This is a genomic window from Ensifer sp. ENS06, from assembly GCF_014852205.1.
In the GTDB taxonomy this organism is placed as follows: Bacteria; Pseudomonadota; Alphaproteobacteria; order Rhizobiales; family Rhizobiaceae; genus Ensifer; species Ensifer adhaerens.
The window spans coordinates 21209-45153 of record NZ_JACVBC010000009.1 but is presented as its reverse complement, the minus strand read 5'-3'; the positions used below and the strand labels follow the sequence as shown (position 1 = coordinate 45153).

20 protein-coding genes and 1 pseudogene are annotated in these 23945 nt (G+C 59.9%); 12 read left to right on the top strand and 9 right to left on the bottom strand.

The window, feature by feature from the left end; genetic code table 11:
• Positions 1 to 17: 17 nt before the first annotated feature.
• Both IB279_RS25750 and IB279_RS25745 read right to left on the bottom strand, forming a co-directional pair.
• Complete coding sequence (locus IB279_RS25750; protein ID WP_113188155.1) at positions 18 to 1046, bottom strand: Ldh family oxidoreductase; 1029 nt, start codon at positions 1044 to 1046, stop codon at positions 18 to 20.
• The gene (locus tag IB279_RS25745) at positions 1039 to 2922 is read right to left on the bottom strand and encodes a N,N-dimethylformamidase beta subunit family domain-containing protein (RefSeq protein ID WP_210338709.1); all 1884 of its coding nucleotides are present in this window, start codon (positions 2920 to 2922) and stop codon (positions 1039 to 1041) included. Before IB279_RS25745 ends, IB279_RS25750 begins: the two co-directional genes overlap by 8 nt.
• 438 nt (positions 2923 to 3360) lie before the next feature.
• Here IB279_RS25745 and IB279_RS25740 point away from each other — a divergent pair, with 438 nt between their 5' ends.
• Positions 3361 to 4041, top strand: coding sequence for a GntR family transcriptional regulator (locus IB279_RS25740; RefSeq protein ID WP_113188159.1), 681 nt, complete (start codon positions 3361 to 3363; stop codon positions 4039 to 4041).
• Between the two features lie 43 nt (positions 4042 to 4084).
• Here the strand turns inward: IB279_RS25740 and IB279_RS25735 are convergent, their stop codons facing one another.
• Positions 4085 to 4528 (bottom strand): MarR family winged helix-turn-helix transcriptional regulator, encoded by a 444-nt coding sequence (locus IB279_RS25735; protein ID WP_246802112.1) that lies wholly within the window; start codon positions 4526 to 4528, stop codon positions 4085 to 4087.
• Here IB279_RS25735 and IB279_RS25730 point away from each other — a divergent pair.
• On the top strand, positions 4501 to 5748 hold the full coding sequence (locus tag IB279_RS25730; protein WP_162765851.1) for an NAD(P)/FAD-dependent oxidoreductase: 1248 nt from the start codon (positions 4501 to 4503) through the stop codon (positions 5746 to 5748). The two genes, IB279_RS25735 and IB279_RS25730, sit on opposite strands and share 28 nt — an antisense overlap.
• Before the next feature lie 62 nt (positions 5749 to 5810).
• On the opposite strand, the gene IB279_RS25725 is transcribed toward IB279_RS25730, so the two are convergent.
• Together IB279_RS25725 and IB279_RS25720 are read right to left on the bottom strand one after the other, a co-directional pair.
• Positions 5811 to 7094 (bottom strand): ATP-binding protein, encoded by a 1284-nt coding sequence (locus IB279_RS25725; protein WP_113188164.1) that lies wholly within the window; start codon positions 7092 to 7094, stop codon positions 5811 to 5813.
• Positions 7094 to 7777, bottom strand: a complete 684-nt coding sequence (locus tag IB279_RS25720) for a response regulator transcription factor (RefSeq protein WP_113188165.1) — start codon at positions 7775 to 7777, stop codon at positions 7094 to 7096. Before IB279_RS25720 ends, IB279_RS25725 begins: the two co-directional genes overlap by 1 nt.
• A 245-nt stretch (positions 7778 to 8022) precedes the next feature.
• On the opposite strand from IB279_RS25720, the gene IB279_RS25715 reads away from it, so the two are divergent.
• The 5 genes and pseudogenes from IB279_RS25715 to IB279_RS37335 form a co-directional block, all read left to right on the top strand.
• Entirely contained in the window at positions 8023 to 9369 is a 1347-nt protein-coding gene (locus IB279_RS25715; protein ID WP_375292959.1) for an efflux transporter outer membrane subunit, read from the top strand.
• Positions 9369 to 10439, top strand: a complete 1071-nt coding sequence (locus tag IB279_RS25710) for an efflux RND transporter periplasmic adaptor subunit (RefSeq protein WP_113188167.1) — start codon at positions 9369 to 9371, stop codon at positions 10437 to 10439. Before IB279_RS25715 ends, IB279_RS25710 begins: the two co-directional genes overlap by 1 nt.
• Positions 10439 to 13549: an efflux RND transporter permease subunit gene (locus IB279_RS25705; RefSeq protein ID WP_113188168.1), complete on the top strand. Its 3111-nt coding sequence runs from the start codon at positions 10439 to 10441 to the stop codon at positions 13547 to 13549. The genes IB279_RS25710 and IB279_RS25705 overlap by 1 nt, the downstream gene beginning before the upstream one ends.
• A 672-nt stretch (positions 13550 to 14221) precedes the next feature.
• Positions 14222 to 14872 (top strand): GNAT family N-acetyltransferase, encoded by a 651-nt coding sequence (locus IB279_RS25700; protein WP_210338716.1) that lies wholly within the window; start codon positions 14222 to 14224, stop codon positions 14870 to 14872.
• A gap of 201 nt (positions 14873 to 15073) precedes the next feature.
• Positions 15074 to 15494: pseudogene (locus IB279_RS37335) on the top strand (3-keto-5-aminohexanoate cleavage protein); the annotation flags it as partial.
• A gap of 93 nt (positions 15495 to 15587) precedes the next feature.
• Here IB279_RS37335 and IB279_RS25695 read toward each other — a convergent pair.
• From IB279_RS25695 to IB279_RS25685, 3 genes are all read right to left on the bottom strand, one after another.
• Positions 15588 to 15899 (bottom strand): hypothetical protein, encoded by a 312-nt coding sequence (locus IB279_RS25695; protein WP_113504513.1) that lies wholly within the window; start codon positions 15897 to 15899, stop codon positions 15588 to 15590.
• 316 nt (positions 15900 to 16215) lie between these two features.
• Positions 16216 to 16533, bottom strand: a complete 318-nt coding sequence (locus IB279_RS25690; RefSeq protein ID WP_113188171.1) for a hypothetical protein — start codon at positions 16531 to 16533, stop codon at positions 16216 to 16218.
• 201 nt (positions 16534 to 16734) lie between these two features.
• Positions 16735 to 17358, bottom strand: coding sequence for a stage II sporulation protein M (locus IB279_RS25685; RefSeq protein WP_162741207.1), 624 nt, complete (start codon positions 17356 to 17358; stop codon positions 16735 to 16737).
• A gap of 470 nt (positions 17359 to 17828) precedes the next feature.
• On the opposite strand from IB279_RS25685, the gene IB279_RS25680 reads away from it, so the two are divergent.
• Positions 17829 to 18407, top strand: coding sequence for a TetR/AcrR family transcriptional regulator (locus IB279_RS25680; protein ID WP_113188173.1), 579 nt, complete (start codon positions 17829 to 17831; stop codon positions 18405 to 18407).
• 219 nt (positions 18408 to 18626) lie between these two features.
• Here IB279_RS25680 and IB279_RS25675 read toward each other — a convergent pair whose 3' ends face one another.
• A complete protein-coding gene (locus tag IB279_RS25675) occupies positions 18627 to 19379 on the bottom strand; it encodes a GntR family transcriptional regulator (RefSeq protein WP_113188174.1) in 753 nt (250 codons plus the stop codon).
• 161 nt (positions 19380 to 19540) lie between these two features.
• Between IB279_RS25675 and IB279_RS25670 the strand changes: the two genes are divergently transcribed.
• The 4 genes from IB279_RS25670 (at position 19541) to IB279_RS25655 (ending at position 23904) form a co-directional block, all read left to right on the top strand.
• On the top strand, positions 19541 to 20926 hold the full coding sequence (locus IB279_RS25670) for a 6-phospho-beta-glucosidase (RefSeq protein WP_113188175.1): 1386 nt from the start codon (positions 19541 to 19543) through the stop codon (positions 20924 to 20926).
• 89 nt (positions 20927 to 21015) lie between these two features.
• Positions 21016 to 21855 carry a carbohydrate kinase family protein gene (locus IB279_RS25665; protein ID WP_162741208.1) on the top strand — a complete coding sequence of 280 codons (840 nt, stop codon included), beginning with the start codon at positions 21016 to 21018 and terminating at the stop codon, positions 21853 to 21855.
• Positions 21856 to 21890: 35 nt separating this feature from the next.
• On the top strand, positions 21891 to 23033 hold the full coding sequence (locus IB279_RS25660) for an extracellular solute-binding protein (RefSeq protein ID WP_113188177.1): 1143 nt from the start codon (positions 21891 to 21893) through the stop codon (positions 23031 to 23033).
• An 85-nt stretch (positions 23034 to 23118) separates the two neighbouring features.
• Positions 23119 to 23904, top strand: coding sequence for an ABC transporter permease (locus tag IB279_RS25655; protein ID WP_246802133.1), 786 nt, complete (start codon positions 23119 to 23121; stop codon positions 23902 to 23904).
• Positions 23905 to 23945: the final 41 nt, after the last annotated feature.

Sequence of the window (23945 nt, the reverse complement as noted above, 5' to 3'; positions counted from 1 at the left end):
CTTCATTTTTGAGTATCTCAGCCGCCCGCCAGCGTGCGCAGGCGCTGAAGATCATTCGCTTTGATCGGAATGCCGGAGCGCTCGGCTGCTGCTCGGTTCGCAAACCGTCGCGCCCCCGGCAGGCGATCCTGGCCAGCTTCGAGCAGTTGGTTGCAGAGCAACGCCAGACGGGGGGCGAAATTCGTCGAGCCGCCCCAGTTCGGATCGATGACGATCAGAAGCTGGCCCGCCTTCGGGGTCTGTGCGCCTGGAAAGCCCGTGAAGTCGTTCTCGAACGAGAACTGTCCGCCCGTAACCGCGCCCGCGAGGATTTCGACAAGCAGAGCAATCGACGAGCCCTTGTAGCCGCCGAAAGTGTTCAAGGCGCCGCCTGCCAGGATCGCATGCGGATCTGTCGAGGCTTTCCCCTCGCGGTCAACGCCCGTCCCGATTGGCACGGGTGTATTGGCGAGCGCATGGAGGCGGACCTCGCCGTTTGCCATCACGCTGGTCGCCTGGTCGACGACCAACGGCGGGGAGCCCTCAACGGGAAAGGCGAAAGCGATGGGATTGGTCCCATAGACGGCTTTCCTGCCACCGTAAGGTACCACGTTTGCAAGTCCGTTCACCGCGGTTATGGCCAGATAGCCGGGCATAGCGAAAGGTTCGACATCCGGCCACAGCGCACTGAAATGATGGGAGTTGCGAATGGCGGCGATGCCAATGCCGGTCTCGCGAACAATACGCCGGATGAGCGGATCGGCCGCGGCGAGCGCTGTCTGCGCGAAGCCGTTCCTGGCATCGATCCGGATGAAGGACGGCCCGAGACGCTCGACATCGGGAAGGACCTGCCCGTTCACCCAGCCCGATTTAAGCGAGTCCACATAGCCAGGTATTCGGAAGATACCGTGGCTGAGCGCTCCGTCTCGTTCACAACCGGCGCAGTTTTCAGCAAGAATGTCTGCGGTCTCGGCGGAAGTTCGATTGTTGGCGAAGATTGCCCGCAGGAGCGACCTCAAATCTTCGAAGCCGACGCGGATTTCCTGGCGATCATCCGTTTCATTCATCGAGAAAACTCCTCAGGCAGTTCTCGAGAAGCCGCGAGACATTGTTGCTGTAATTGTCGTGTGAAAGGCTCCCGCAAAACGTGATCGAGCCGACGGCAAGAAGGCCGCCACCCTTCTCGGATCGGCCGTAGACGATGTTGGCGCTCATTCCGCCATATTCACGTGGCTGCCCATCGAATACTCCCGGAAGGAGAAGCTCTTCGAACGTGGTGTGGAACGATGGTCCGTGGCCTTCGGAGGCCGCGACCACCGTTGCAAAATCAGGTGTGCCGAGATCGGCTGCCGCCTGGTCGATCTCGAAGCCGGCAGCCCCTCCACCCGACAGTCCGAAGTCGCCGATGCGCTCCTCAGGCGAGATGCCCTCGAACAGAAACGCAAGGTCGTCGCGGTATGAGGCGGAGGTGCGAAGATAATATGAGCCTTCGAACGCGCCTTCGGCCGTAAATCCTACGCCGGCAACCATCTGCGGAGGAATACCGTTGCGGCGCCAGAGGCCGCCATATTCACCGTCGAGCTGATGATAGTACTCACCGGGCTCGCTCGCCCAAACCCGCATGCCGCCCTCGGCCCGCCGGACCTCAATCAGATGCGGCAGATCGTCATTGCGACCGATCTTCCAGTAGAAGCCGTTGCCGCCGAGATACATGAGGTTGCCGCCGCTCTCCCGATAGGCGATCAATGCCTCGATGGTGCGCCGCGTGTGGTACTCGGGATGCGTTCCCGTCAAGACGACGTCATAGGGTGATAGCGCCGCCACACCATCCCGATCGAGATCCTCGTCCGTGATGACGTCGAACGCGAATCCCTTCTCCTCGAGCCAATCGGTCAGATGCGAATCTGCCGGGAAGTGTCGCATGCCCGATCCCTTCGGATCGAAGTAGATCAGGTATTGCGGGCGCATTGTCAGAATGGGCCGCAGACGAGACGACAGCGTTATGCCCGCTCCGTCTGGATGCCGGCTGTAAGTGGAGTAGCCATAGGCTCGCACCTCATCCGGATTATGCGGATAGGCATTCCACGCGGCCACGCGCTCCGAAAGCGCGCCGGCAAAGTTGCCGCGGGCAAAATTGGCATAGGCCATATAGGTGAAAGTCGGGGCCAGGAACACGATCCTGCGTCGTTCCGCTCCCGCCCCGGGGGTGACGTAGAACGGGATCGTGTCCTTGGCGATGCCGTTGTCGATTTCGAGTCCATAAACCCCCGAACTCATGTGCTCGGGCACTTTGGCGCGGATCGTTGTCTCCCACCCGCAATCACTGAGATCGTCGGAATGAAAGGCTATGGCCGCATATTCCTGCGGAGCCTGCTTCCAATCCATATTTCGACCGGACCAGGATGAAGACCGGATGGCGCGGGTCGGCATGTTGATGAGTGACAGCCCTCGCCCGGCAGCTTGTTCGTCCGCCACAAAGATCTGACGCGCGTCTCCGCCGAAGTTCCAGCTGGCAAGAACCTCCCAGGCCGCACCGTCCCTGCCGCCCCGCAGATCTTCGCGCAAGACACTGATCGAAGGATTTTCGACCGAACCATTGAAGGTTTGCTCGGGGTGCCCACGCCACAGAGCCGCGATGCAGATATGGTCAGCGCCTGTGAGCGCCGCTCGCGTCACATCGATAAGTCTGGCGGACTCAATGTCTCCATCCGTTTCCCCGTGAACCGGCGACACGGAGACCGAGACACCATCCTTGTCGAAAGCGACGCCGAGGGTGGACCATCGCCCCATTGCCAGACCGACATCTATATCTTGCCAAAGTTCCTGGCCCAGGCGCCGAAGTACCAGCTTAGTCTCACGGATGACGACCGCCACGCCAGCCGTCCCGTCGGCGTTCTGCAGTGCCAAAAGCGTCTGATCCGTGTCGTTTTGCCAGGTCGGCATCACCCTGAGAGCGACCTTGACAGCGGCATGATCGCTCAACGCTGGAACAGTGCCAAACGCGCACGACCCGAGATAAACCGGCTGCTCCGAAGCCGTGTATTGGCCGGCGAGCCCAAAGTCAGTCTCCTCGGCCTTGATGCCGGGCCCCCTCGGATTTGGATCACAGCATCTCAGGCGAAGAGCGCGCGCGGAGACTGGTCGGCCGCCTTGTGAAGAGATCTTGAACTCCAACACCGCCCCTGGTGCGGCACTTAGGGGCGTCACATATCCAATCAGGTCAGGTATTTTTTGCGCGCTCATCATTCGCAATCCAGCTTGCCTTTATTATATTGAATATCGTATACGATCGTAAGTCAAGACATGGATGGTGCGATCGTATATATCCTACGTTATTCGATGTGATTGATGCGTCGGCGACGACTGATCATGGAGTAAACATTGCCGCTCAAAGCCCTGAACCTGCCGTCGCTTGGCAACACGCCGCCCACGTCGGATATTATCGCCAAACATATCCGCGAAGCGATCGTCGCCGGCATCCTGGATGAAGACGAACCGATCCGGCAGGACGACATAGCCAAGCTCTTTGACGTCAGCAAAATACCGGTTCGGGAAGCGTTAAAGCGCCTGGAAGCAGAAGGGCTGGTGGAGTTTCACCGAAATCGCGGAGCTGTCGTAACCAGCATTACCGAGCCGGAGATCGCCGAGATCTTCGAAGTCCGGGCGATGCTCGAGGCGAACGCGCTGAAACTGTCGATACCACGGATGACCGAGCGTACTTTTCAGCGAGCCGAAGAATACTGCGATGAGTTCGCGCGTGAAACCGACGTGGCACGCTGGGCGGAATTGAATTGGCAGTTTCACTCGTGCCTGTATGAGGACGCCGACAAGCCCTTCCTGATGAACCTGATCCGCTCCGTAAACGACCGGATCGAACGTTATCTGCGCATTCAATTGACCCTGTCGGGCGGCACCGGCGTGGACGATCGAGAGCATCGGCAGATCCTTGCGGCCTGCCGGAAGCGGGATGTGGCGCTGGCGTCGGAACTGCTGGTTACCCACATCACCAAGGCCTGCGCATCTCTGCTAAGCAACCTGCCAAAGGTTCGGGAGCGCAAGTAACCTCCAATTGGATTTTGGGACATGTTCGATCGAAGGATCGATGTCAACGATCTGCCAGGCTCGCGTGGATACGATGGAGCATACCCGTCAGTAATTGCACCTCTTCCGCCGAGAACCCTGCGAGCGCTTCCCTGTTATGACGACGCAAGACATCACGGCCCGGCGCCAGCCGGCGATAGGCTTCGGGTTCGAGCGAAATCAGGCTGCTGCGCTTGTCGCTAGCATCGGGGTCGCGTCGAATTAAACCGTCTCGCTCCATGCGGGCGAGGAGTTGCGCCATGCTGGGTTGTTCCACGCCCGCGATGGCAGCGAGCTCCTTCTGGGTCAGCATTTCACCGTTCTTCAAGGCGACGAGAACGGGGAGCTGGGCGACGCTGATCCCGACATCCTTTAGCCCTTCATCGTCAAGCCTTGCCAGCATTCGAGCAATCCGCCCGATCACAAGCGTCGGCATTTCCTGTGGTCGCCAATCAGCTTCATCATTCATCAGTGCAGTCCTGCGGTTGCCTTTACATAGGATCCTATTTACACAACATAGGACCCTATGTTTCCAATAAGCGAGATTGCGCAATGTTACAACAACCCACTATCGCCATCATCGGTGCCGGCCCAGCTGGACTGACAGCAGCATCGCTGCTCCAACGGCACAACTGGTCAGTTGCGGTCTTTGAAGCCGAGACCTCGACACAAGCGCGCGATCAGGGCGGCACATTGGATTTGCACGCAGAAACCGGCCAGCTCGCGCTTGCAAAGGCAGGGTTGCTGGCGGACTTTCAAGAGATCGCGCGACACGAGGATCAGGACACCCGCCTGCTCGACTATCGGACCGCGATGGTGCTTGCGGAAGATCTTCCGGCTCCGGGCGAAGGACAAAAACCCGAGATTGATCGTCGCGCCCTGCGCGAACTGCTCTTGTCCTCGCTTGCCCCAGACACCGTATCATGGGGGCATCGCCTAAAATCTGTAACGAAAGATACGAGCGGCAAGCATAGTTTGGAATTCGAAAATGGCAAAGGCGCGAGCTTCGATCTGGTCATCGGCGCCGATGGCGCCTGGTCGCGCGTGCGCCCGGCCCTGACCGGCGTGCAACCCGTTTATACCGGCACGACCTTCGTTGAGCTCTGGATCGACGGGATCGATGAGCGGCACCCGGAAATTGCAGACATGATTGGCCGCGGCACGATGTTTGCCCTGCGTGCCGGATTGGGTTTGGTCGCCCAGCGAAACGGCGGGGGGCATGTCCGCATTTACGCCGCTATCCCCCTCCCCTTCGCAGAAGCCCAGCGTCCGGCTGCTGCCCTTGCCGGGTTAGACAAAGCCGGCCTCCGAACACTGTTCGAGGGCTGGTCCGGCGCGCTCCTGGACTTGATCGTCAAGGCCGACGCGATCGTGGCGGTCCGCCCGATCGTCGCGCTTCCTGCTGGCCTGCGTTGGCCGCATCGGCAGGGTCTCACCCTCATCGGCGATGCCGCCCATGTCATGCCGCCCGTCGGCGTCGGCGCAAATCTTGCCATGCTAGATGCGGCCAATCTGGCAGAGGCTTTGGTCGCAGCGCAGGATTGGCCGCAGGCCGTCGCCGAATATGAGACGATGATGCTGGACCGTGCAGCCGATATCGCCGATGAGGCAGCCGCAGGCTTTGCAGAGATGTTTTCCGCGGACGCCCCGGCAGGCGTTGTGGATCATATCAACAGCCGCCGCGCATGAACGGGTTAACGCAGCGGGGCCTTGCTACCCCTTTTGCGGCTGACCGCGCTTCATTGAACTGCCTAGGCCGATGCTCCCCCCTGCCGAACCCTTGGCAGTTCCAGCGCGATCATCAGGCCACCCGTCTCCGCGGTCGAGGCTTCAACGGCCCCGCCGTGCCATTCAATGGCCTGTTTTGTAATGGCAAGGCCAAGCCCATAGCCGCCAGTGTTGCCGGCGGCCTCCCCGCGGGAGAATGGGTGGAAGATCCGGCCGAGTTCAGCTACCGGCACACCCTGCCCTTGATCCGAGATCGTGATGCGCAATCGGTCGTTCTCGACCCTCGAAACCACGCAGACCTGCGTGTGATCGACCGTGTATTTGACGGCGTTGCGCACCACATTTTCGATCGCCCGATAGATCAGTTCGCCATTGACCTCGGCGACGAAAGCTCCCGCCCTATCGTGGCGGAGGCTGATATCGCGACTTTGCGCCTCGAACTCCGCATCGGCGACGATGTCGTCGAGAATATCGATGACATCAAGCGTCTGCACCTCAATCCCATTATTCGATTGGTCCGTGAGGCGGGCGAGCGTGAGGATCTCTCCGACTAGGCCGTCGATACGCTCGATCTCGCGCACCATTCTTCCCATCACCGCATCGAGCTTGGCGGGGTTCTGTTCCAGAACCCCGATCGCAGCGCGCAGGCGCGAAAGCGGCGACCTCAACTCGTGGGAAACATCGTGAAAAAGTCGCTGCTGCACCTTCTGCAACTCCTCCAGCCGAGCAGCACTTACATCGAAATCATGCGCAAGTGCGGCGACCTCATCCTTCCTTCCGTCCATCCTGTCGCCAATCCGCACGTCGAAACGGCCAGCGGCAAGCGCACTCAGTCCGCTGCGCAGGTGCTCCACCGGACCGAGGAGATAACGGGCTAACAAATAGGCGGCAAGCGCAGCACCGAGAAAGGCGGAGAGCCACGGCACGAACCGGGGCCATAGTCGCGAGACCGGGCCGTCCCGTCGTTCCCTCAGTGCGACGCGATAGCAGATGTCGCCATTCCTGACGATCCGCGTGCCCTCAGCCGGCCTCTGCTCGCAGTTGCCGGAACTCGACACCGAGGAAACTGCGAGCAAGACCGGCGTCGAGGCCCGCGCTGCTTCGGAAATGAAGGCCTCGGCCGCACCGAGCCCCTGTTTTTCAAGAAGTCGAGCCGCGACATCGAGTGTCAGGGCCTGCTGCCCCTGTTCCACCTCACGCGAGAATGGTACGACCTGAAAGAAGGCGAGCACGGTGATCAGCACAGCGATCGAACCGGTCAGCGTCAGCCATATGACGGCGAAGAACTTCCAGAACAGCCGCCGCATCAGCGGTCCTGCACAAGTTGGTAGCCCTGCCCCCGGACGGACTGTATCCAGGATTGGCCGTCTTCCCGCGCGCCGAGCTTTTGCCGGACGCTGCTAATGTGTACGTCGATCCGCCGGTCGAACGGGGTAAGCGCCCGGCCAAAGGCCCGCCTGGAGATCTCCTGTTTGGGCACGAGTTGGCCAACACTGCGGGCCAACACTTCGAGCAAACTGAATTCTGTACCTGTCAGGTCGAGTGGTTTCCCGCGCCATTCTGCGGTCCGGCTTGACGGGTGCAAGACGAGATCCCCAGCCCGCAAGACCTCCAAAGCGGGTGCCAGGCGACCCGCACGGCGCAGGATGGCGCGCAGACGTGCGGCCAGCTCACCGGGTGAACAAGGTTTCGGCACATAGTCATCGGCACCGAGGTTCAATCCCGCAATCCGGTCGGCATCGTCGCCCTTGGCGGTCAACATCAGAATCGGGACAGGGCTGGTGCGGCGAATACGCTGCAGAAGTTCGATGCCGTTCATTTTCGGCATCATGATGTCAAGCACGACGATGTCGACGGCATTGGCGGCGGCCAGCCCGATTGCCGTGCGGCCGTCCTCGGTGGTGACGACGGAAAACCCTTCCTCCTCCAGATACTCCTTGAGAAGCGTCGTCAGCTCCGTGTCGTCGTCGACCAGAAGGACCTTTTCCATGTTGAGCGCCTCCTTATGTGCAGGGTACGAATATACGACGACACCGCTCGAGGCATCGGATTTTACCTATCTTAACCAAGCTTTGACCGCACTTTACATTCGATCGGCTACATCCCGAACAGGACCAACGGGATTGACAAAAAGCAATGAAGGCGGCCCATCGAAGAATTGCCGGCGCATGCAGCATTGCCGCTTGCCTGATTGTTTCTGGCTGCACGACCCTCCCCGATCTCAAGGCACCCGCCGTGAAGGTCGCGGATCACTGGCATGCGACCTTGCCGCATGGCGGCCGCACGGTCGAACTCCTGTCGTGGTGGTCGAGTTTCAAGGATTCGTCCCTGACCACGCTCATCGCAACGGCAGAGTCGGAGAACCCCAGTATCGAGTCCGCCGCGGCAGAGATCGAAAAGAGCCGCGCGACGCTCGCGTCCGCACGCGCAGATCTCCTTCCGAGCCTTGACGGCTCAGGTGGTCTCACAGGTTCTGGCACCGGCGGCACCGGCCACAATCAGATCACAGGCGCGACGACGAAGAGCGCGGGCCTCGACGCCTCCTGGGAAGTCGACCTCTTCGGCAAGATCAGGCAGAAGAGCGAGGCAGCCGGGCTTCGGGTGCGCAAAGAGGTCGCCGATTGGCACGAGGTGCGTGTATCGCTCGCTGCCGAGGTCGCAGATACTTACGTGCAATTCCGCGCGTGCCGCCAGCTTGAAAAGGTCTACGCCGCCGAACTTGCCTCACAACGAGCAACGATCCGCGCCATGGAAATGGCCGCGACTTCCGGCTTCACATCGAGCGCCGACCTGGCGTTGGCACGGGCGGGTGCGGCCTCCTCTTCCTCCACGTTGACAGCCCAGAACGCCGAATGTGACGTCCTCATCAAGTCGCTTGCCCAACTCTCCGGGGGCGACGAACCGCGCGTCCGCGACCTCCTGGCAAAGGGAAAGACAGCCATCCCGGCTCCGAATGACATCAAGTTGTCGGCTGTGCCGGCCGAGGCCTTGCGGCAACGTCCAGACATCAACGCTCTTGAACTGGAGATCGCGGCAGCCCGCTCCGAGGTCGGGGCTGCGAAGGCCGATCTTTATCCAAGCCTCAGTCTCGGCGGTTCATTGACGATTGGCAGTTCCTCACTGACCGCAACCTCCATTCCCTGGTCTTTCGGCCCTGCTCTGTCGATCCCTCTCTTCGATGGCGGATCGCGCCGCGCAGCGGTGGCAAGTGCCATAGCCAACTACGACGCTGCGGTCGCGGCCTACAAATCCGGCGTGTTCGACGCAGTCGCCGAGGTGGAAACGGCGCTTGTGCGCAACGACAGCGCGCGCCGGCGAATTGGCGACGCGACCACCGCGGCGAAAAACTATCGCGCCTATTTCAACGCCATCGACTCGAACTGGAAGGCGGGTGGAGCAAGCCTCCTCGACCGCGAAGAAGCGCGGCGGTCGGCACAGTCGGCCGAGGTCTCGCTGATCGAGATCCGTCGAGATTCCGTGCGCTATTGGATCGCCCTCTACAAGGCACTGGGCGGCGGCTGGGACGTAAACACAACCGCCCAAAGGTCTTTCAGCGACCAATCAAAAGGAAACATGCTCTGATGCGATCGGCCCGTCTCCTCTTCACCCTATTCCTGGGAATTAGCCTTGTCTGCGACATACGCCCTTCGTTTTCAAATCAGAACGAGGCGGCAGCACTTACCGTTAGCGTGGCAAAACCCGTGGAACGAAGGTGGGCCGAAACGGTGCCAGCGAACGGCTGGCTAAAGCCGTGGCACGAAGCGGTCATTGCCGCGGAAGTGAGTGGCCTGCGCATCACCGAAGTCCTCGTTGAAGTCGGATCGATCGTATCGAAAGGCCAGCCGCTAGTGCGTCTTGCAGACGAGAGTGTTCGCGCAGAACTTCGCAAGGAGGAAGCCGCTGTCGAAACGGCAAGGGCCGACCTCGCAAAGACCAGAGCGAATGCCGAACGCGCCCGGAAAGTGCGGGCAAGCGGCGCGCTGTCGGACGAAAAGATCACCGAATACCTGATCGCCGAGCAAACGGCGGTCGCAGCTGTTGAATCCGCCGAAGCCACGCTGGAAAGCCAGAAGATCAAGCTCAGCCAGACAACCATCGTGGCTGCCGATGATGGGCTCATCACATCCCGTTCGGCCCAACTGGGCGCCGTCGTTTCTTCCGGCACAGAACTGTTCCGGCTCATTCGCCAGCAGCGTGTCGAGTGGCAGGCCGAGGTCTCGGCACGTTATCTTGCGCGCATCAAGGAAGGGCTTACCGCCACGATCGTCGGTCCTGGAAGCCAGCGTCTGGAGGGGAGGGTCCGCCTGATTTCGCCAACAGTCAGCACCGATACGGGCCGTGCGATCGCCTATGTGGCGTTGCCGATGCAGGCCCGTCCGCCTGTCGGGCTTTATGTTACCGGCCAGATCGCGCTCGAGACTACGGCTGCGTTGACCGTGCCAGAGACGGCGCTGGTTCTGCGGGACGGCATTAGCTACGTCTTCACCGTCGGAGCGGACCGGCGCGTCTCCCGCGTTCGGGTTGAAACCGGCCGACGGGATGGTGGTGAAGTCGAGATCCTCACCGGCCTCGAGCGCGCAGCAGACGTCGTGACGACCGGTGGCGCCTTCCTTGCAGACAAGGCCCTCGTTCGGGTCGAGGGAGAAGCGTGATGAATTTCTCCTCCTGGTCGATCCGCAAGCCAGTCCCCGCCATCCTCCTCTTTATTCTTTTGACCGCCAGTGGCTTGCTCGCCTTCAATCGGCTGTCGGTTCAGAACTTTCCAGATATGGATCTGCCGACGATCAAGGTCAGCGCTACGCTTGAGGGCGCATCGCCGGCACAACTGGAAACGGAAGTGGCGCGCAAGATCGAAGACAAACTCGCGTCGCTGAGCCTGCTCGACCACATCACCACAACGATCACAGATGGGGCGGTTTCCATCGACGTCTCTTTCGAGTTGGAGAAGGACAGCGAGGAAGCGCTCAACGAAGTTCGCAACGCCGTCGATAGCGTCAGCGGTGACCTTCCCCCCGAGATGCAGACCCCGGGTGTGACGAAAGTCACGGTGCAGGGCTCCGCTCTCCTCACTTACGCGGTCCGTTCGACCCACCTCAACGAAACCGAGCTCTCCTGGTTCGTCGACAACGACGTGACGAAAGCCCTCCTGGCAGTGCCCGGCGTCGGAGAAGTCAGCCGAATCGGCGGGATCGATCGGGAAGTCCATATCGATCTCGATCCCCAGATCATGAGTTCGCTGGGTCTCAGCGCCGCATCCGTTTCCTCGCGGCTCAAATCCGTGCAGTCGGACACCTCGGGTGGACGGGCAGAAATCGGAGGCGGCAAGCAGGCGATCCGCACGCTTGGCGCCGTTTCCTCGACCGAGGAGCTAAAGGCGCTTGCCATTCCACTGCCGAGCGGCGAACTGGTGCGGCTTGATGAGATCGGCACCGTGACCGACGGCTTCGCCGAGCGATCGTCGATCGCCTATCTTGACGGAGCGCCAGCGATCGCCGTTCAGGTCAAGCGATCGAATGGTTTCTCCGACACAGGTGTCGCGACAGCTGTCGAAACCGCGATGCGGAATTTCGCCGCCGTCAATCCTGATGTCGAAATCGTCCAAGCCTACAGCACCGTCGGGCCGATCGTCGAAAACTACGACGCCTCCATGCACATGCTCTATGAGGGTGCGATCCTTGCGGTCGTGGTGGTCTGGCTGTTCCTGCGCGACTGGCGGGCCACCTTTCTTTCGGCAGTCGCCCTGCCCCTATCGGTCATTCCGACCTTCCTCGTGATATATTTAGCCGATTTCAGCCTGAACACGATAACATTGCTGGCACTCTCGCTCGTCGTGGGCATCCTCGTCGACGATGCGATCGTCGAGATCGAGAACATCGCCCGCCACCTCCGGATGTCGAAGTCGCCGACGGACGCAGCACTGGAGGCCGCGGATGAAATCGGCCTTGCGGTCATCGCCACGACCTTCACGCTTGTTGCGGTGTTCCTGCCAACCGCCTTCATGAGCGGTATTCCCGGTCTGATCTTCCGCCAGTTCGGTGTGACAGCAGCGGTCGCGGTTCTCGCCTCGCTGTTGGTGGCTCGCCTGCTGACACCGATGATGGCTGCCTATCTCATGAAGGCGCATCCGGCTGAACAGAAGGATGGCAGAATCATGTGGGCCTACATGGCCCTCGTCAAAGCGTGCCTCAGCCATCGCAAGCTGACCGTGCTCGGCGTCTGCGTCTTTCTCAGCCTGTCGCTTTCGACGATCCCACTCTTGAGTTCCGGTTTCCTGCCGGCATCGGACGAAGCACAGACCCAGGTGACCCTTACGTTGCAGCCCGGCAGCACGATCGAGCAGACCGACGCGCTCACAAGCCAGGCGGCGAAAATCGTTCTCGGCCTGCCGGAGGTGACGCACGTGTTCTCGTCTGTCGGAACCGCCTCATCCGGAGGAGGTTTCGAATCTTCCACGACCAAAGATACAGCAACCGCCACGCTGGTCGTCGATCTCAAGAAGATCAGCGACCGCGACCGCAAGCAGCCCGAAATCGAAAATGACATTCGTCAGGCGCTTGCGGCCCTACCCGGTGCCAGGATCGAGGTCGGCACAGAGAGCAACGGCACCACACTGGAGATCACGCTCGCTAGCGACGATTCAGGTGCGCTCGAAGGGGCGGCAAGCGCGCTCGAAGAGCAATTGCGCAGCCTTCAGGGTATTGGCGCCGTTACTTCCAGCGCTTCGCTACAAGCCCCCGAAATCCAGATCGTGCCGGACGTTGACCGCGCGTCAGCCCTCGGTGTAACGGCCGAAGCAATATCCGAGGCGGTGCGGGTGGCGACGAACGGGGATTACTCCTCCGCGCTCGCCAAACTCAACCTGCCGCAACGACAGATTTCAATCCGTGTTCGCTTCGATCCCAACAACCGGACGACACTTGCGGATATCGCGAGCCTTCGTGTTACAGGCGCAAGAGGCAGCGTCGATCTCGGTTCGGTCGCCGACATTCGCATCGGCGGAGGGCCATCGGAGATAAACCGCATAGACCGCTCGCGAAACGTGACTTTGTCGGTCGAACTCAACGGCCGCATCCTCAGTGACGTCTATCGCGAGGCTGAGGCACTACCGGCGCTTCGTAGTCTTACCGATGGGGTGAATCTCGTCGAACAGGGCGAGTTGCAGCGAAGCTCCGAACTCTTCGAAAGCTTCGGTGTCGCCATGGCGATCGGTGTCTTCTGCATCTACGCGGTCCTGGTCCTGCTTTTCCATGACTTCCTTCAACCGCTGACGATCCTGATGGCGCTTCCGCTGTCGCTCGGTGGCGCCCTGCTTCCACTCGTCTTGACGGGTACCAGCTTCTCCATGCCGGCCGTGATCGGGCTGTTGATGCTGATGGGTGTGGTGACAAAGAACTCGATCCTCCTGGTCGAGTACGCGATCATGTCGCGGCGCGCTGGCCTGTCGCGGTTCGAGGCACTTGTCGATGCCTGCCACAAGCGCGCGCGGCCGATCGTCATGACCACGATCGCCATGGGCGCCGGCATGCTTCCGATCGCACTGAGTTTGGGCGGCGGCGATCCGAGTTTCCGTCAGCCGATGGCGATCGTCGTCATCGGCGGCCTGATGACCTCCACTGTTCTTAGCCTGCTCGTTATCCCTGTAATCTTCACCTTGGTCGACGACTTCCCGCACGCCGTCATGCGGCTCTTCAAGAGAACGAAACCTGCGAGCTGCGCATCACCGCAACCAGCACAAGAGCCTCTCCCTTGCAGCATCAGGTAGCAAAAGCCACCAAAAGTCGCCTACGCTCCTGAATTGAAAAGCGATTCCACACGCCTTTCCCGGAATTGCAAACGGCTTGTCGTCGGACTCTGGCTGGGGAAAGCGCCAGAGGGGAAGTTCTGGTGCTTGGGTTAAGGTCTGCCTTCGGGATACGAGGGCAGCCTTTCGCTGTCTCGCCCGACCGATACTGGCAGGGCAACAAGCCGCCGGACCTGATTTGGGAAGGCTTAAGCGGCGACCTCGCACAGCATCTTCCGGCCGTCGAACTGCAAGGTCGTCGGGATGCCATTTTAGGTCTGGTGGTTTCTGCTACCTAATGCCGCTCTGTTGAAGCGAATGACCTCGTCGGACTCTCCGAGCAGCCACCCGCCGCACGCCGGCTTGTGACCGGAAAGATCGCGTCCTGTCGCGCAGAAGTGGTTGGCCTGCCCTTGCCAAAAGTGGACCTATTCCAAACCAATTTGCCGGTGCAAATCTCGGATACAAGTCTGAAAGGAAAAAGCGGTGACTGAACAATCCGCCTTTGTCTCCCCCGTCGGCAAGGTATCCGCGTCAAACGCTGCCATGAGCGGGACATGCCAGCTAACTGTGCCCGATCACCGGGGAAGCAGTCTTCCCGACATTTTGAATCCATAAAAGGAGAACCCTGTGACTTTGTTGAATTGGAAGGGCATGGCGATGCCCCATCGTATCGCATTGGAAGGCTTCTACACTCGACTGGAACCTCTCGACCCCATCGTGCACGGAGAACAACTCTACGCCGCAGTGTCCGGCATCGAGGCCGACCGATTGCACAAATGGCTTCCGGATTCCGCTCCCCTATCGCGGGATGAATTCGAGGCCTGGCTTGTTCGCAGCGCCCAATCGCTGGACCCGTTGTTCTTTGCGGTGATCGACAAATCGACCGGCCGCGCAGAAGGTCGACAGGGGCTGATGGATATAAATACGGTGAACGGCGTTGCGGAGATTGGCCACATCCTGTGGGGTCCGCGGATTGCCCGATCGCGGGTTACAACGGAGGCTTTCTTTCTGATGGCTGATTACGCTTTTCGACTGGGCGTAAGACGCTGGCAATGGCGGTGCAACGCCCTCAATGAGCCCTCGCGTCGAGCCGCCGAACGCTTTGGATACAGGTTTGAGGGCGTATTTCGCAATCATATGGTCATCAAAGGTGCGAACCGCGATACGGCTTGGTACTCCATTACCGATGCCGAGTGGCAGAGCCTCAAGATGAAATACGAAGTCTGGCTGGCGCCAGAAAATTTTGATGAATGCGGGATCGAGCGATTCAAGCTCTCAGCCAGGCAAGGAAGCGAGAATTGATACCGACGCCGCAAATCAAGCCAAGCGGACCCTTCGCGAGCGCGTGAAAAAACAATGCCTTGCGAGAAGGCGGCACGGGCCCAGGCAATCTCCTTTGCATAGCCTGTCCTGCGGCAATCGAGCGGGCCCGAATACGGTGACATCGATGCGTGAGAGTCAAGTCGATTGCAATTTGTTCGGGCGTAATCCGTCCGCCAAAAGCGCGAAATGGCCCGACAGATGACGGCGCTTGGCGTAGGTCCCTAGATCCAGGCCTTCGACACCAGCCATCTCTGGTTCACCATGCAGCTTGCCGAGGAAGGCCTGATCGAGGATCCGGTTGATTCAGCTCTGCATGGACATTCCGTCAAGTGCGCCCGATGACCTCAACACCTTCATAGCAACGGTCAACAACGTTCCGCCTAGCTGGACCTTCCCGACCTTCTCCGTCGGCCGCAATGCGCTCGCCGATCCGGCAGCGGCGATCCTGGCCGGCGGCAACGAACCCGCCGGCCTCAAAGTCAACCTCCAAATCAGCAACGGCCAGTTCCTCAAAAAGCCATTGGAGTCATCGAGGGCATGGGCGCCAAGATCATCGGACCGAAAAAGGGTTCATGAGAAATTGAAGCTGATGAGGCGCTGAGCGGGAGTGCAAGGGCGAAGATCAGCAACACCGGCCCCTAGCTGCTACTTCCGCCACCTGACGGACGGCCGCCTGCCCCTGGTGGCCGTGCCATCACCTTTTACCCTCCCGCAGTCTTCTCATCGTTTCGAGGCTGTTTAGTGTCGTCTCTGACGTGATGCGAGCTTGTTCCGCAGCAAGTAACTGCGCTTGATCCCGGCGCTGCTGTTGCTGGAGCATGCATTGAGTATATGCCTGCGATCCATAACGTGTACCGAAATCGGAGCATGTGCCCTCGTCCTCATACAAGTTAGCCCGGCGTTGCTCTTCAACGGACATGCATCCGGTGAGTGCGAACGCTAGGAACACCACGCTGCCGATCGAGAGCGTCGTCCAGGTGATCGTCTTCTTTTCTGGTTGGCCCATTTCAGTTTTTCTCATCCTTTTTTGGTTGTGATTGTCAGTTTAGGTCATCAACTTGCAGACCCAGCCAATTGGCCGGCGCCACGAGCAGGCGGCATGGAACGCGGCGACACGCTTGAGTGAATGTCTCGGAGCGGACGCGCGTGAATGTTGATCGTGGTTATGAGGGTTTCCGGCCGCCCTTGGGCGACATGCCGTCGCCGAAAGGTCTCGTCCTGATTAGATCACAAGGAAACCAGGCTGCTGGCATACCGGACAGCTCATGGCTACTGTGCAGCCATCACCTGTAACGCGATGCTCGCTTGACGAGCCCTATTCGCTATCGCGGGCTTCCGCCAAGCCAACCGTAATCGGAAATCGCCGCGTCTTCAGATTTTACGTCGTATAGACAAATAAGGTCGACGGTTTGTTTCGACTTCCCTTTGCCGATCGTCCCCCTCAGCAGGAGGGCAACCTTGCCGACCGCGTCAATAAATATTGCCGGTGTCGAAGCTATAGACGCCGCCATTCCTGACTGGTCAGTACATCTGCTATTTGCTTTGGCGAACAACTCGGTCCATGCGGAATCGCTTGACGCGGCAGCTACATGGCTGCTCGACAAGATCATCGCCACGGCAAGGATCAGTCCCTTGAACATAAAGGCCTCAATTCTGTAATTATCGAATATTCAGTGCGCGGCGTTGATGGAGCCGTCAGCGCGCATGGGTGGGCTTGTCGGCCTTCCTGAGAGCCCGAGCATATCGTGAGTATGCCGGTCGAGGCTCTGCTTCCGGCCGTTGTACGGGTATTCTCGGCTTTCGAGACGTGTCGATACATTGCTCAAGCTGCCGGCTAGCTTTTAGACGAGATACGGCATCACATAGATCGCCGAGAAGACCTCGTAGATTGCGCCAACAAGCAGAGCGACGATCACCAGTATATAAAGCCTTGCGACGAGGTGGGCCCCAGCCTTCCAGGCTTCCCAACGAGCACTCAACCGATAGTGGCTGATTTGCAGAAAAGCCCTGCCGTGAACATAGGCGCCAAAGGCCGCAAGTACATACGCCTGCCCCTCGATCAGGAGCGTGATCGAGTGTGGAATCAATGTTGCGCTGTAGGGGCCAATCGGCGCGAACATAACGCCCCAAAGCAAGGCTCGGTGCAGCGTTGCGAGAATGCCAACGAATGGAATTATCAGCGACGGCAGCGTTGTCATTGCGAAGGCGACGATTAAATTCACCGTGAAAGTCAGGCCTATCGCAACCGGCAAGTTCTTGCTGGCATAGGCGTCGCCAACGGTCTTGAAAATGCCGGGCTGCATGTACGCCTGATCGATGTCGCCTTTGAAATAGGATTGGATGTCAGGAACGAGAACTGTAACGGCCATACTGAGCGCAAAAAGCCCGTAAAAGACTGCATTCAATCCTATGAACGCTCGTCTGTGCCTTTTGATGATTGAAAATGCGCCTGCCAACAATGTCATGCTTTTACCTCTAATGTACGACGGGACAACGCAAGGCCGCTGCGAGCGGCCCTTGTTCGCCGTTAAGCGCAGCGCAAAACCCATTCCAAACCGAATCGGTTGGTTACCGACCATTTCGGTATATTAAGCGTTTGTGCGAAGGTCAATAAGGAATAGCAAGCCCTTCTGACTTGCCTCCTGCAGCTTCGAGGAGCCTCGCCGTGGCTATCCGAGCGAAACCTGAACTTTCGGATTTGTGGTGCCTACGGGCTTCAGTGTCCCATCGTCCACCTCGGCGCCGCAGTGGGCCGGCAGGCTCGACGAAGTTTTGCGAAAAGCTTGAAACGACTACGGATTCTACGTTCTTGCAGCATTTGTTTGGCGAGCCGACAGCTGATCAAAATTGACGAGAAGACGCACAGAGGAGGCCGCCCAGCCTAACTCGCTGTTCCAAATTTGACTCCCCAGCTTCGAGCGGATAGCTCTTTTTGATGCCTAGACCAACGAGATCTGAGATCAACGCTGAAATCATCGACCGCGCTGCCGGCTTGTTCGCCAAGCATGGGTTCGAACACACCTCAATTCAACAAATTGCGGATGCTGTTCGGTACTCCAAGGCGGGTCTGCTGCACCATTACCCAAGCAAAAAGGCAATATATGACGCCGTCATCAAGGCGCTAGGCGAGCATACCCGTGCGATTCTGGCGAATGTGGATCATCTTGCAGTCGGCGTTGAACGTGACCGGGCGGTAGTGGAAGCCTCCGTCGACTTTGCATTCGATTGTCCGGGCGTATCGGCTCTGAGCAATCGCATCGCCGCGACCGAGCATACAGTTGATCCTGAGTTAGGCGAAATCGGTCTCATCTTCTACGCTGCACTTGGCATCGATCTCGCGAAGTTGGAACTCGACCGAATTATCCGGGTTACAACCGCATTTAGCGGTCTTAGCGTCACTGCCGTACAGGCTGTTCAGACTGGCCAAGCGCGCGAATGGCGCGGATACATTATTGACGCGGCGATGGACGCACTCGGCCATCGAACAAGCGTCATCGCAGAAGACAGGGTGTGAAAGACGCGGACTGCGCGCGCGTTGAATACCCCATTTATGCGGGAATTGTACCCCCCAAGCGGCGCCTTGATCTTGAATTCTCGGTTCGTCGCCGTGGACGATATTTAGCAGCTAGGTTGACTATTGTCGACGATCACGCCATCACCCTACGGCTGGAAACACCGCCCCCCCCCGGAACCCGATTGCACCACTCGATACAAGCTCGCCGGTTGGCAGCCACTACTCGCCCTGCTGGATGCTCAGCGGGTAGCGTTTCGGATGATGGATCGAGGTGGAGATGTTGATCGGGCGGTTCGCGGCGTTAAAGGCGATCTGGTCGAGCGTCAGCACGGCGGTGTTCGCCTCCAGTTTCAACAGCTCCTCTTCTTCCGCATCGGGGCAACGCGCGCTGATGGTCGTCTGGCCGCGAACGGGACGCTGATCGTAGCGCTCACGCAGCTCGGCGTAGAGCGAGCGGTTACCGCTTGACCAGTCCAGGTCGAGCAATCCCGGGCAGATTGCCGGCTGTAGCCAATCGTACTGGATGACCACCGGGACCCCATCGAGCGTTCTCAGACGTTTGAGCAAAACCACTTCGGCAGACGCCGGCAGATAGAGGGCGCGGGTGACTTCCGGAGGCGCGGCGTAGATCTTTGCTTCCAGCGTCCGGCTTCCGGGCATCATGCCCTTGGCGATCGCATTGGCCGTGAAACTTGTCAGGAGATGGAGTTCGAAGCCTTCCTGCCGCTCGGTGACGTAGAAGCCCTTGCCAGGTTGGCTTTGCAGATGGCCCTCCTGCACCAATTCAACCAGCGCCTGGCGAATTGTAATACGGCTGACATCATAGGCCGCTACGAGTTCGCGCTCGGAGGGTAGCTTCGCGTTCGGTGCGATCACGCCATCCTGAACAAGATCGAGTATGGCCTGCTTCACCTGCCGATAGAGCGGCTGGTGGTCGCCGCGGTCCAGTGGTCTAAGACGCACCCGTTCCATGAGCGCCTCGTCAACAGTCGTCCTACCTGCGGCCATCGTTCCCCACCAGATTGTGATGTTCCTACTGCTGCACCAATCGCAGTGCAAATGCAATGCGCTATCTTGACATGTCTGGACATAACCAGTTAGCTCTCTTTCAAGTTGAATGTTTGAGGTGACAGATGAAGCTCACTCTAATCGGCGGCGGCGGCGTCAGAGCGCCTCTATTTGTGGCCTCGGCTCTCCGGCGCGCAGAGCGCAGCGGCCTGACCGAAATCTGCCTGCATGACGTCGAACAGAAGAAGCTCGACATTTTCGGTGGCCTTGCACGGGAAATCGCCATGCGGATGCAGTCGCCGGTGAAGATCTCGGCAACGACTGAAGCCGAGCGTGCACTGGACGGTACACGCTATGTGGTCACGACGGTTCGCCCCGGTGGCGAAGATGGCCGTGTCAAGGACGAGCGCATCGCTCTCTCGCACGGCGTGCTTGGCCAGGAGACGACAGGACCTGGGGGCTTTGCCATGGCGTTGCGCTCGATTCCGGTCATCACCGACTATGCGCGGCTGCTTAAGCGGGTAAGCCCTGATGCGTGGCTCTTCAATTTCACCAACCCGGCCGGCCTGGTGGCGCAGGCGCTTTCGGATGCCGGTTTCGACCGCGTAGTCGGCATCTGTGACGGCGCGAACGCCGCCCAGGAAGCCGTCGCCCAGAAACTTGGTGTTCCCGTACGCGAAGTTCAGACCGAGGTGTTCGGCCTCAACCACCTTTCCTACACCCGTGCGGCCCGCGTCGGCGGAACAGAAGTGCTCCAGGGCCTTCTCGATGACGACGCCTTCCTCGCAGAGACGGCGCAACGTATTTTTGATCCGGCGGTCATCCGCCGCCACCGTCTGTGGCTGAACGAGTATCTCTACTACTTCTACTATGCCGAAAAGGCACTTGGCGACATCCAGTCCGACGCCCGTACGCGCGGCGAGGAGGTGCGCGACCTCAACCGTGCACTCATCGATCAGCTTTCGGCGATCGGCGTAGAGCGCGACCCCGATGCGGCGCTCGCTGCCTACTTCTCCTACGAGCAGCGCCGTGAAGCGACCTACATGCACTATGCGCGTCCCGAGGCGCCAAGCATGGAGGACGCCGACAAGGCGATACGCGCGGTTGCCTCACATGCCGCTGACGGCGTCGGCGAGGGTTATGCCGGCGTGGCGCTCAACATCATCGACGCCATGGAGACCGGCGCCGAGTGCCACATCGGCCTCAATGTCCGCAATGGCGACGCCATTGACGGGTTGCGTCCGGACGACGTGGTAGAGGTAAGCTGCATCGTCGACAAGGGCGGCATCCGCCCGAAGAAAATTGGTGCAATGCCGGACGGCCCGGCTCAGCTCGTTCACAACATCAAGCGCTACGAGCGGCTTGCCGTGAAGGCAATTGCAGAACGCCGCAAGGATCTGGCGGTTGAGGCCTTGGTCGCCCATCCACTCGTCCTCTCCTATTCGAGGGCCGAGCCGCTGGTCGACGAATATATCGCCGCGCACAGCGCGTTTGCGGGGGAATGGCGCTAATGCTCCTCAGGCGGGAACGGGCATCTCCCTACGACGTTCTACTGGCAGGCGAATACTACTTCGACCTGATCTTTTCCGGTCTCGGCGAAATGCCGAGGCTCGGTGCGGATGTCTGGTCACAAGGCTTCGACGCAGTGCCCGGCGCCAATTTCACGACCGCCCGCGCACTCACGTTGCTCAACACAAATGTTGCCTGGTGGTGTGAAACCGGCAGTGATCTCTTCAGCACCCTCATGATCTCCGCCGCAGAAAAAGAAGGAATGGATACCTCCTTGTTTCAGCGGCGATCGGAACACCGCATCCGTGTCAGCGCCGCTTTCTCGATGGCGGAAGACCGCGGCTTCATCAGCCGCTTCGACGGGCCTGAGACGTTACCGTCGGCCGAAGTCCTTGAGCGCCTGCGCCCTCGTATCTTGCTCGTCCAGGGACTGACCTGCCGCAACGAACTGCCTACACTCTTCGCCTTCGCCCGCTCGCTTGGCATCTATTGCTGCTTCGATTGTCAGCACGTGGATGAGAGCCTGGAAGAGGCCAATCTCCCTGCCATTCTAGAAAACACCGATTGCTTCCTGCTCAACGATACGGAAGCCGCGCGGCTCACAGGCCATGGCAACCTCAAGGCGCTTGCCACGATCGGCCGGTTCACACCTCTCACGGTCCTCAAGTGCGGTGCAAAAGGCGCAGCCCTCTTCAAGCGCGGGGCCGAAGTAATCGAACGTCCCGCGCCCAAGGTCGACGTCGTGGACACCACAGGCGCCGGCGACAGCTTCAACGCCGGTTTCATCTACGGGCTTGTCCGGGGATGGCCACTCGAAAACGTACTCGACGCTGCGGTCCAATGCGGATCGGCCGCGGTCACCGCTCATGGCGGCAAAGCTCTGCCGGGGGAAGAGGAGCTCCTCCGCCGGCTGCAGAACGCAGGCAAGTAAGACGACATCCTCAATCGCAAAACGGGAGATATGCAGTGAAACGTCGTGAATTTCTTGCGGGAACCGCCACCGCTGCGGTCGCCCTCACCATCGGGCCTCGTCTGGTCTTTGCCGATGACGGCACCGTCGAAGTCATCGTCGGCAGCGACCAGAACCTTGCCGATTTCTGGTCCAACGTCGTTGTTCCGGCGCTTCAGCAGGAGCTGCCGGGTCTCACCGTCAACGTGACCGTATCCGACGGCAACTCGGGCATGATGGCGCTCGCCGACCGCGCGCTTGCCGCGCTGAAGACCAAAAACGATCCGCAGGTCGACGTCATGGAGGCCTTCAACCCGCGCAACACGATCGGCGGTATCGAGGCCGGGTTGTGGCTCGATTTCTCCAAAGCCGGCCTTTCCAACTACGAGAAGCTGAGCAAGCTCGCGGTCGATACGCCCTTCGGGCTACCCTATCGTGGCTCGCAGGTTGTTCTTGCCTACGATTCCACCAAGGTCGCCACCCCACCGAAGACCTGGGCTGAGCTAACCACCTGGATCAAGGCTAATCCCGGCCAATTCATCTACAATCGCCCCGACAAGGGTGGATCGGGCGGCAACTTCGTGCGTCGTGCAATCCACGAAGCAAACGGCCGCGATCCGTCGCTCTTCACCACGGAGAACTTCTCAAAGGAACAGGCCGAGAAGATGCTGCCGGCCGCCTGGGAAATCCTGAAGGACCTTGCGCCCTCGCTTTATCAGCAAGGTGCCTATACCGCCGGCAACACTCCTTCGCTCCAACTGCTGATGTCCGGCGTCGTCTCGATGATCCCGACCTGGTCGGACCAGGCGCTTTCGGGCCTGAAGTCGGGCGAGTTGCCGCCGCACATCAAGCTTGCGCAGTTGCAGGACCTCGCCTTCGTTGGCGGCTATGCCTATTGCACCATTCCGAGCAACGCCGCTCACAGGGAGGCAGCCGCAAAGCTCGCCAATGTGTTGATATCGCCCGCCGTGCAGGAGCAGATCGTCGATCAGGTCGCCGGCTTCCCGTCGATCGAGTGGAGTTATCTGTCGGACGACATCCGCACCGCCAATGCGGACATCATTCCATCCTCCATTCCGGCCTTCCCGGATGGCGAATGGGAAGCGGCCGTCAACGACGGCTGGTATCGCAACGTCGCGCCGAACGTCGCACGAAACTAATTGCGGAGCGCCGGCCTTGGGACGCGAAAGTGCATTTGTTAGAAACCTGCGAGGTCTAATCCTGATCGGGCCTCCCCTCGTGGTCATGGCCTGCCTGCTGCTCTACCCTGCCGGCGTTTCCATCGTGCGGACACTCCAGGAGACGGGAACGGACGGCTCCGTCTCCTGGACACTCGCCCGCTACCACCGCTTCTTCACCGATCCCTACAGCGTGGCCAACTATCTGCGCACCGTCTGGACCACGGCAGTGACGCTGGCATTGCTGGTCGTCGTCTGCCTGCCTATTGCCATCTATCTCCATTTCACCCGCAGTCGGCTTGCCGCCGTCGTGCAGGCACTGGCGCTGTTTCCGATGTTTGTGCCGGGGATCATCGTGGCCTACGCGCTGATCCGCTACATCGGCCCCAACGGCCTCTTGCAGACGCTGCTGGAAACCGTCGGCCTCACCTTCTACAAGTCGCCCTATCTCACGCCATGGGGACCGGTAATCGGCCTCGTCTGGGACCACATGCCACTGACCCTTCTGATCCTGACCGCAGGCATGGCCAAGGTTTCGCAGGAAGCGATCGAGGCGGCACGCGATGTGGGCGCAGGCTACACCACCATCTTCTGGCGGATCATCCTGCCGCTGATCGCGGATTCGCTGCTGGTCGTCGTCGCCCTCAACGTCATCAGCCTGTTCGGCTCGTTCGTTATCCCCTACATGCTCGGGCCGGCCTCGCCGGAAATGATGGGTCCCTATATGCTGAGAACCTTTGCCGAAGTGCGCGAGCCCGACTTCGCGGCCGCCCAGGCCGTTGTGACCTTCCTCACCTGTTCGGTCTTCGGCATCATCTATGTCGCTATGCTGACGAAAAGACAGGACATGTGAGATGCGTGCCAGCTCCATTTTCGGAACTCTCATCCTCGTCG

What these genes read in the sequence shown, in the direction of transcription:
- IB279_RS25750 (WP_113188155.1), bottom strand. Translation starts at nt 1,046, where the DNA reads ATGAATGAAACGGATGATCGCCAGGAAATCCGCGTCGGCTTCGAAGAT.
- IB279_RS25745 (WP_210338709.1), bottom strand. Translation starts at nt 2,922, where the DNA reads ATGCCGACCTGGCAAAACGACACGGATCAGACGCTTTTGGCACTGCAG.
- IB279_RS25735 (WP_246802112.1), bottom strand. Translation starts at nt 4,528, where the DNA reads ATGAATGATGAAGCTGATTGGCGACCACAGGAAATGCCGACGCTTGTG.
- IB279_RS25725 (WP_113188164.1), bottom strand. Translation starts at nt 7,094, where the DNA reads ATGCGGCGGCTGTTCTGGAAGTTCTTCGCCGTCATATGGCTGACGCTG.
- IB279_RS25720 (WP_113188165.1), bottom strand. Translation starts at nt 7,777, where the DNA reads ATGGAAAAGGTCCTTCTGGTCGACGACGACACGGAGCTGACGACGCTT.
- IB279_RS25710 (WP_113188167.1), top strand. Translation starts at nt 9,369, where the DNA reads ATGCGATCGGCCCGTCTCCTCTTCACCCTATTCCTGGGAATTAGCCTT.
- IB279_RS25705 (WP_113188168.1), top strand. Translation starts at nt 10,439, where the DNA reads ATGAATTTCTCCTCCTGGTCGATCCGCAAGCCAGTCCCCGCCATCCTC.
- IB279_RS25700 (WP_210338716.1), top strand. Translation starts at nt 14,222, where the DNA reads ATGGCGATGCCCCATCGTATCGCATTGGAAGGCTTCTACACTCGACTG.
- IB279_RS25695 (WP_113504513.1), bottom strand. Translation starts at nt 15,899, where the DNA reads ATGGGCCAACCAGAAAAGAAGACGATCACCTGGACGACGCTCTCGATC.
- IB279_RS25690 (WP_113188171.1), bottom strand. Translation starts at nt 16,533, where the DNA reads ATGTTCAAGGGACTGATCCTTGCCGTGGCGATGATCTTGTCGAGCAGC.
- IB279_RS25685 (WP_162741207.1), bottom strand. Translation starts at nt 17,358, where the DNA reads ATGACATTGTTGGCAGGCGCATTTTCAATCATCAAAAGGCACAGACGA.
- IB279_RS25680 (WP_113188173.1), top strand. Translation starts at nt 17,829, where the DNA reads ATGCCTAGACCAACGAGATCTGAGATCAACGCTGAAATCATCGACCGC.
- IB279_RS25675 (WP_113188174.1), bottom strand. Translation starts at nt 19,379, where the DNA reads ATGGAACGGGTGCGTCTTAGACCACTGGACCGCGGCGACCACCAGCCG.
- IB279_RS25670 (WP_113188175.1), top strand. Translation starts at nt 19,541, where the DNA reads ATGAAGCTCACTCTAATCGGCGGCGGCGGCGTCAGAGCGCCTCTATTT.
- IB279_RS25665 (WP_162741208.1), top strand. Translation starts at nt 21,016, where the DNA reads ATGCCGAGGCTCGGTGCGGATGTCTGGTCACAAGGCTTCGACGCAGTG.
- IB279_RS25655 (WP_246802133.1), top strand. Translation starts at nt 23,119, where the DNA reads ATGGCCTGCCTGCTGCTCTACCCTGCCGGCGTTTCCATCGTGCGGACA.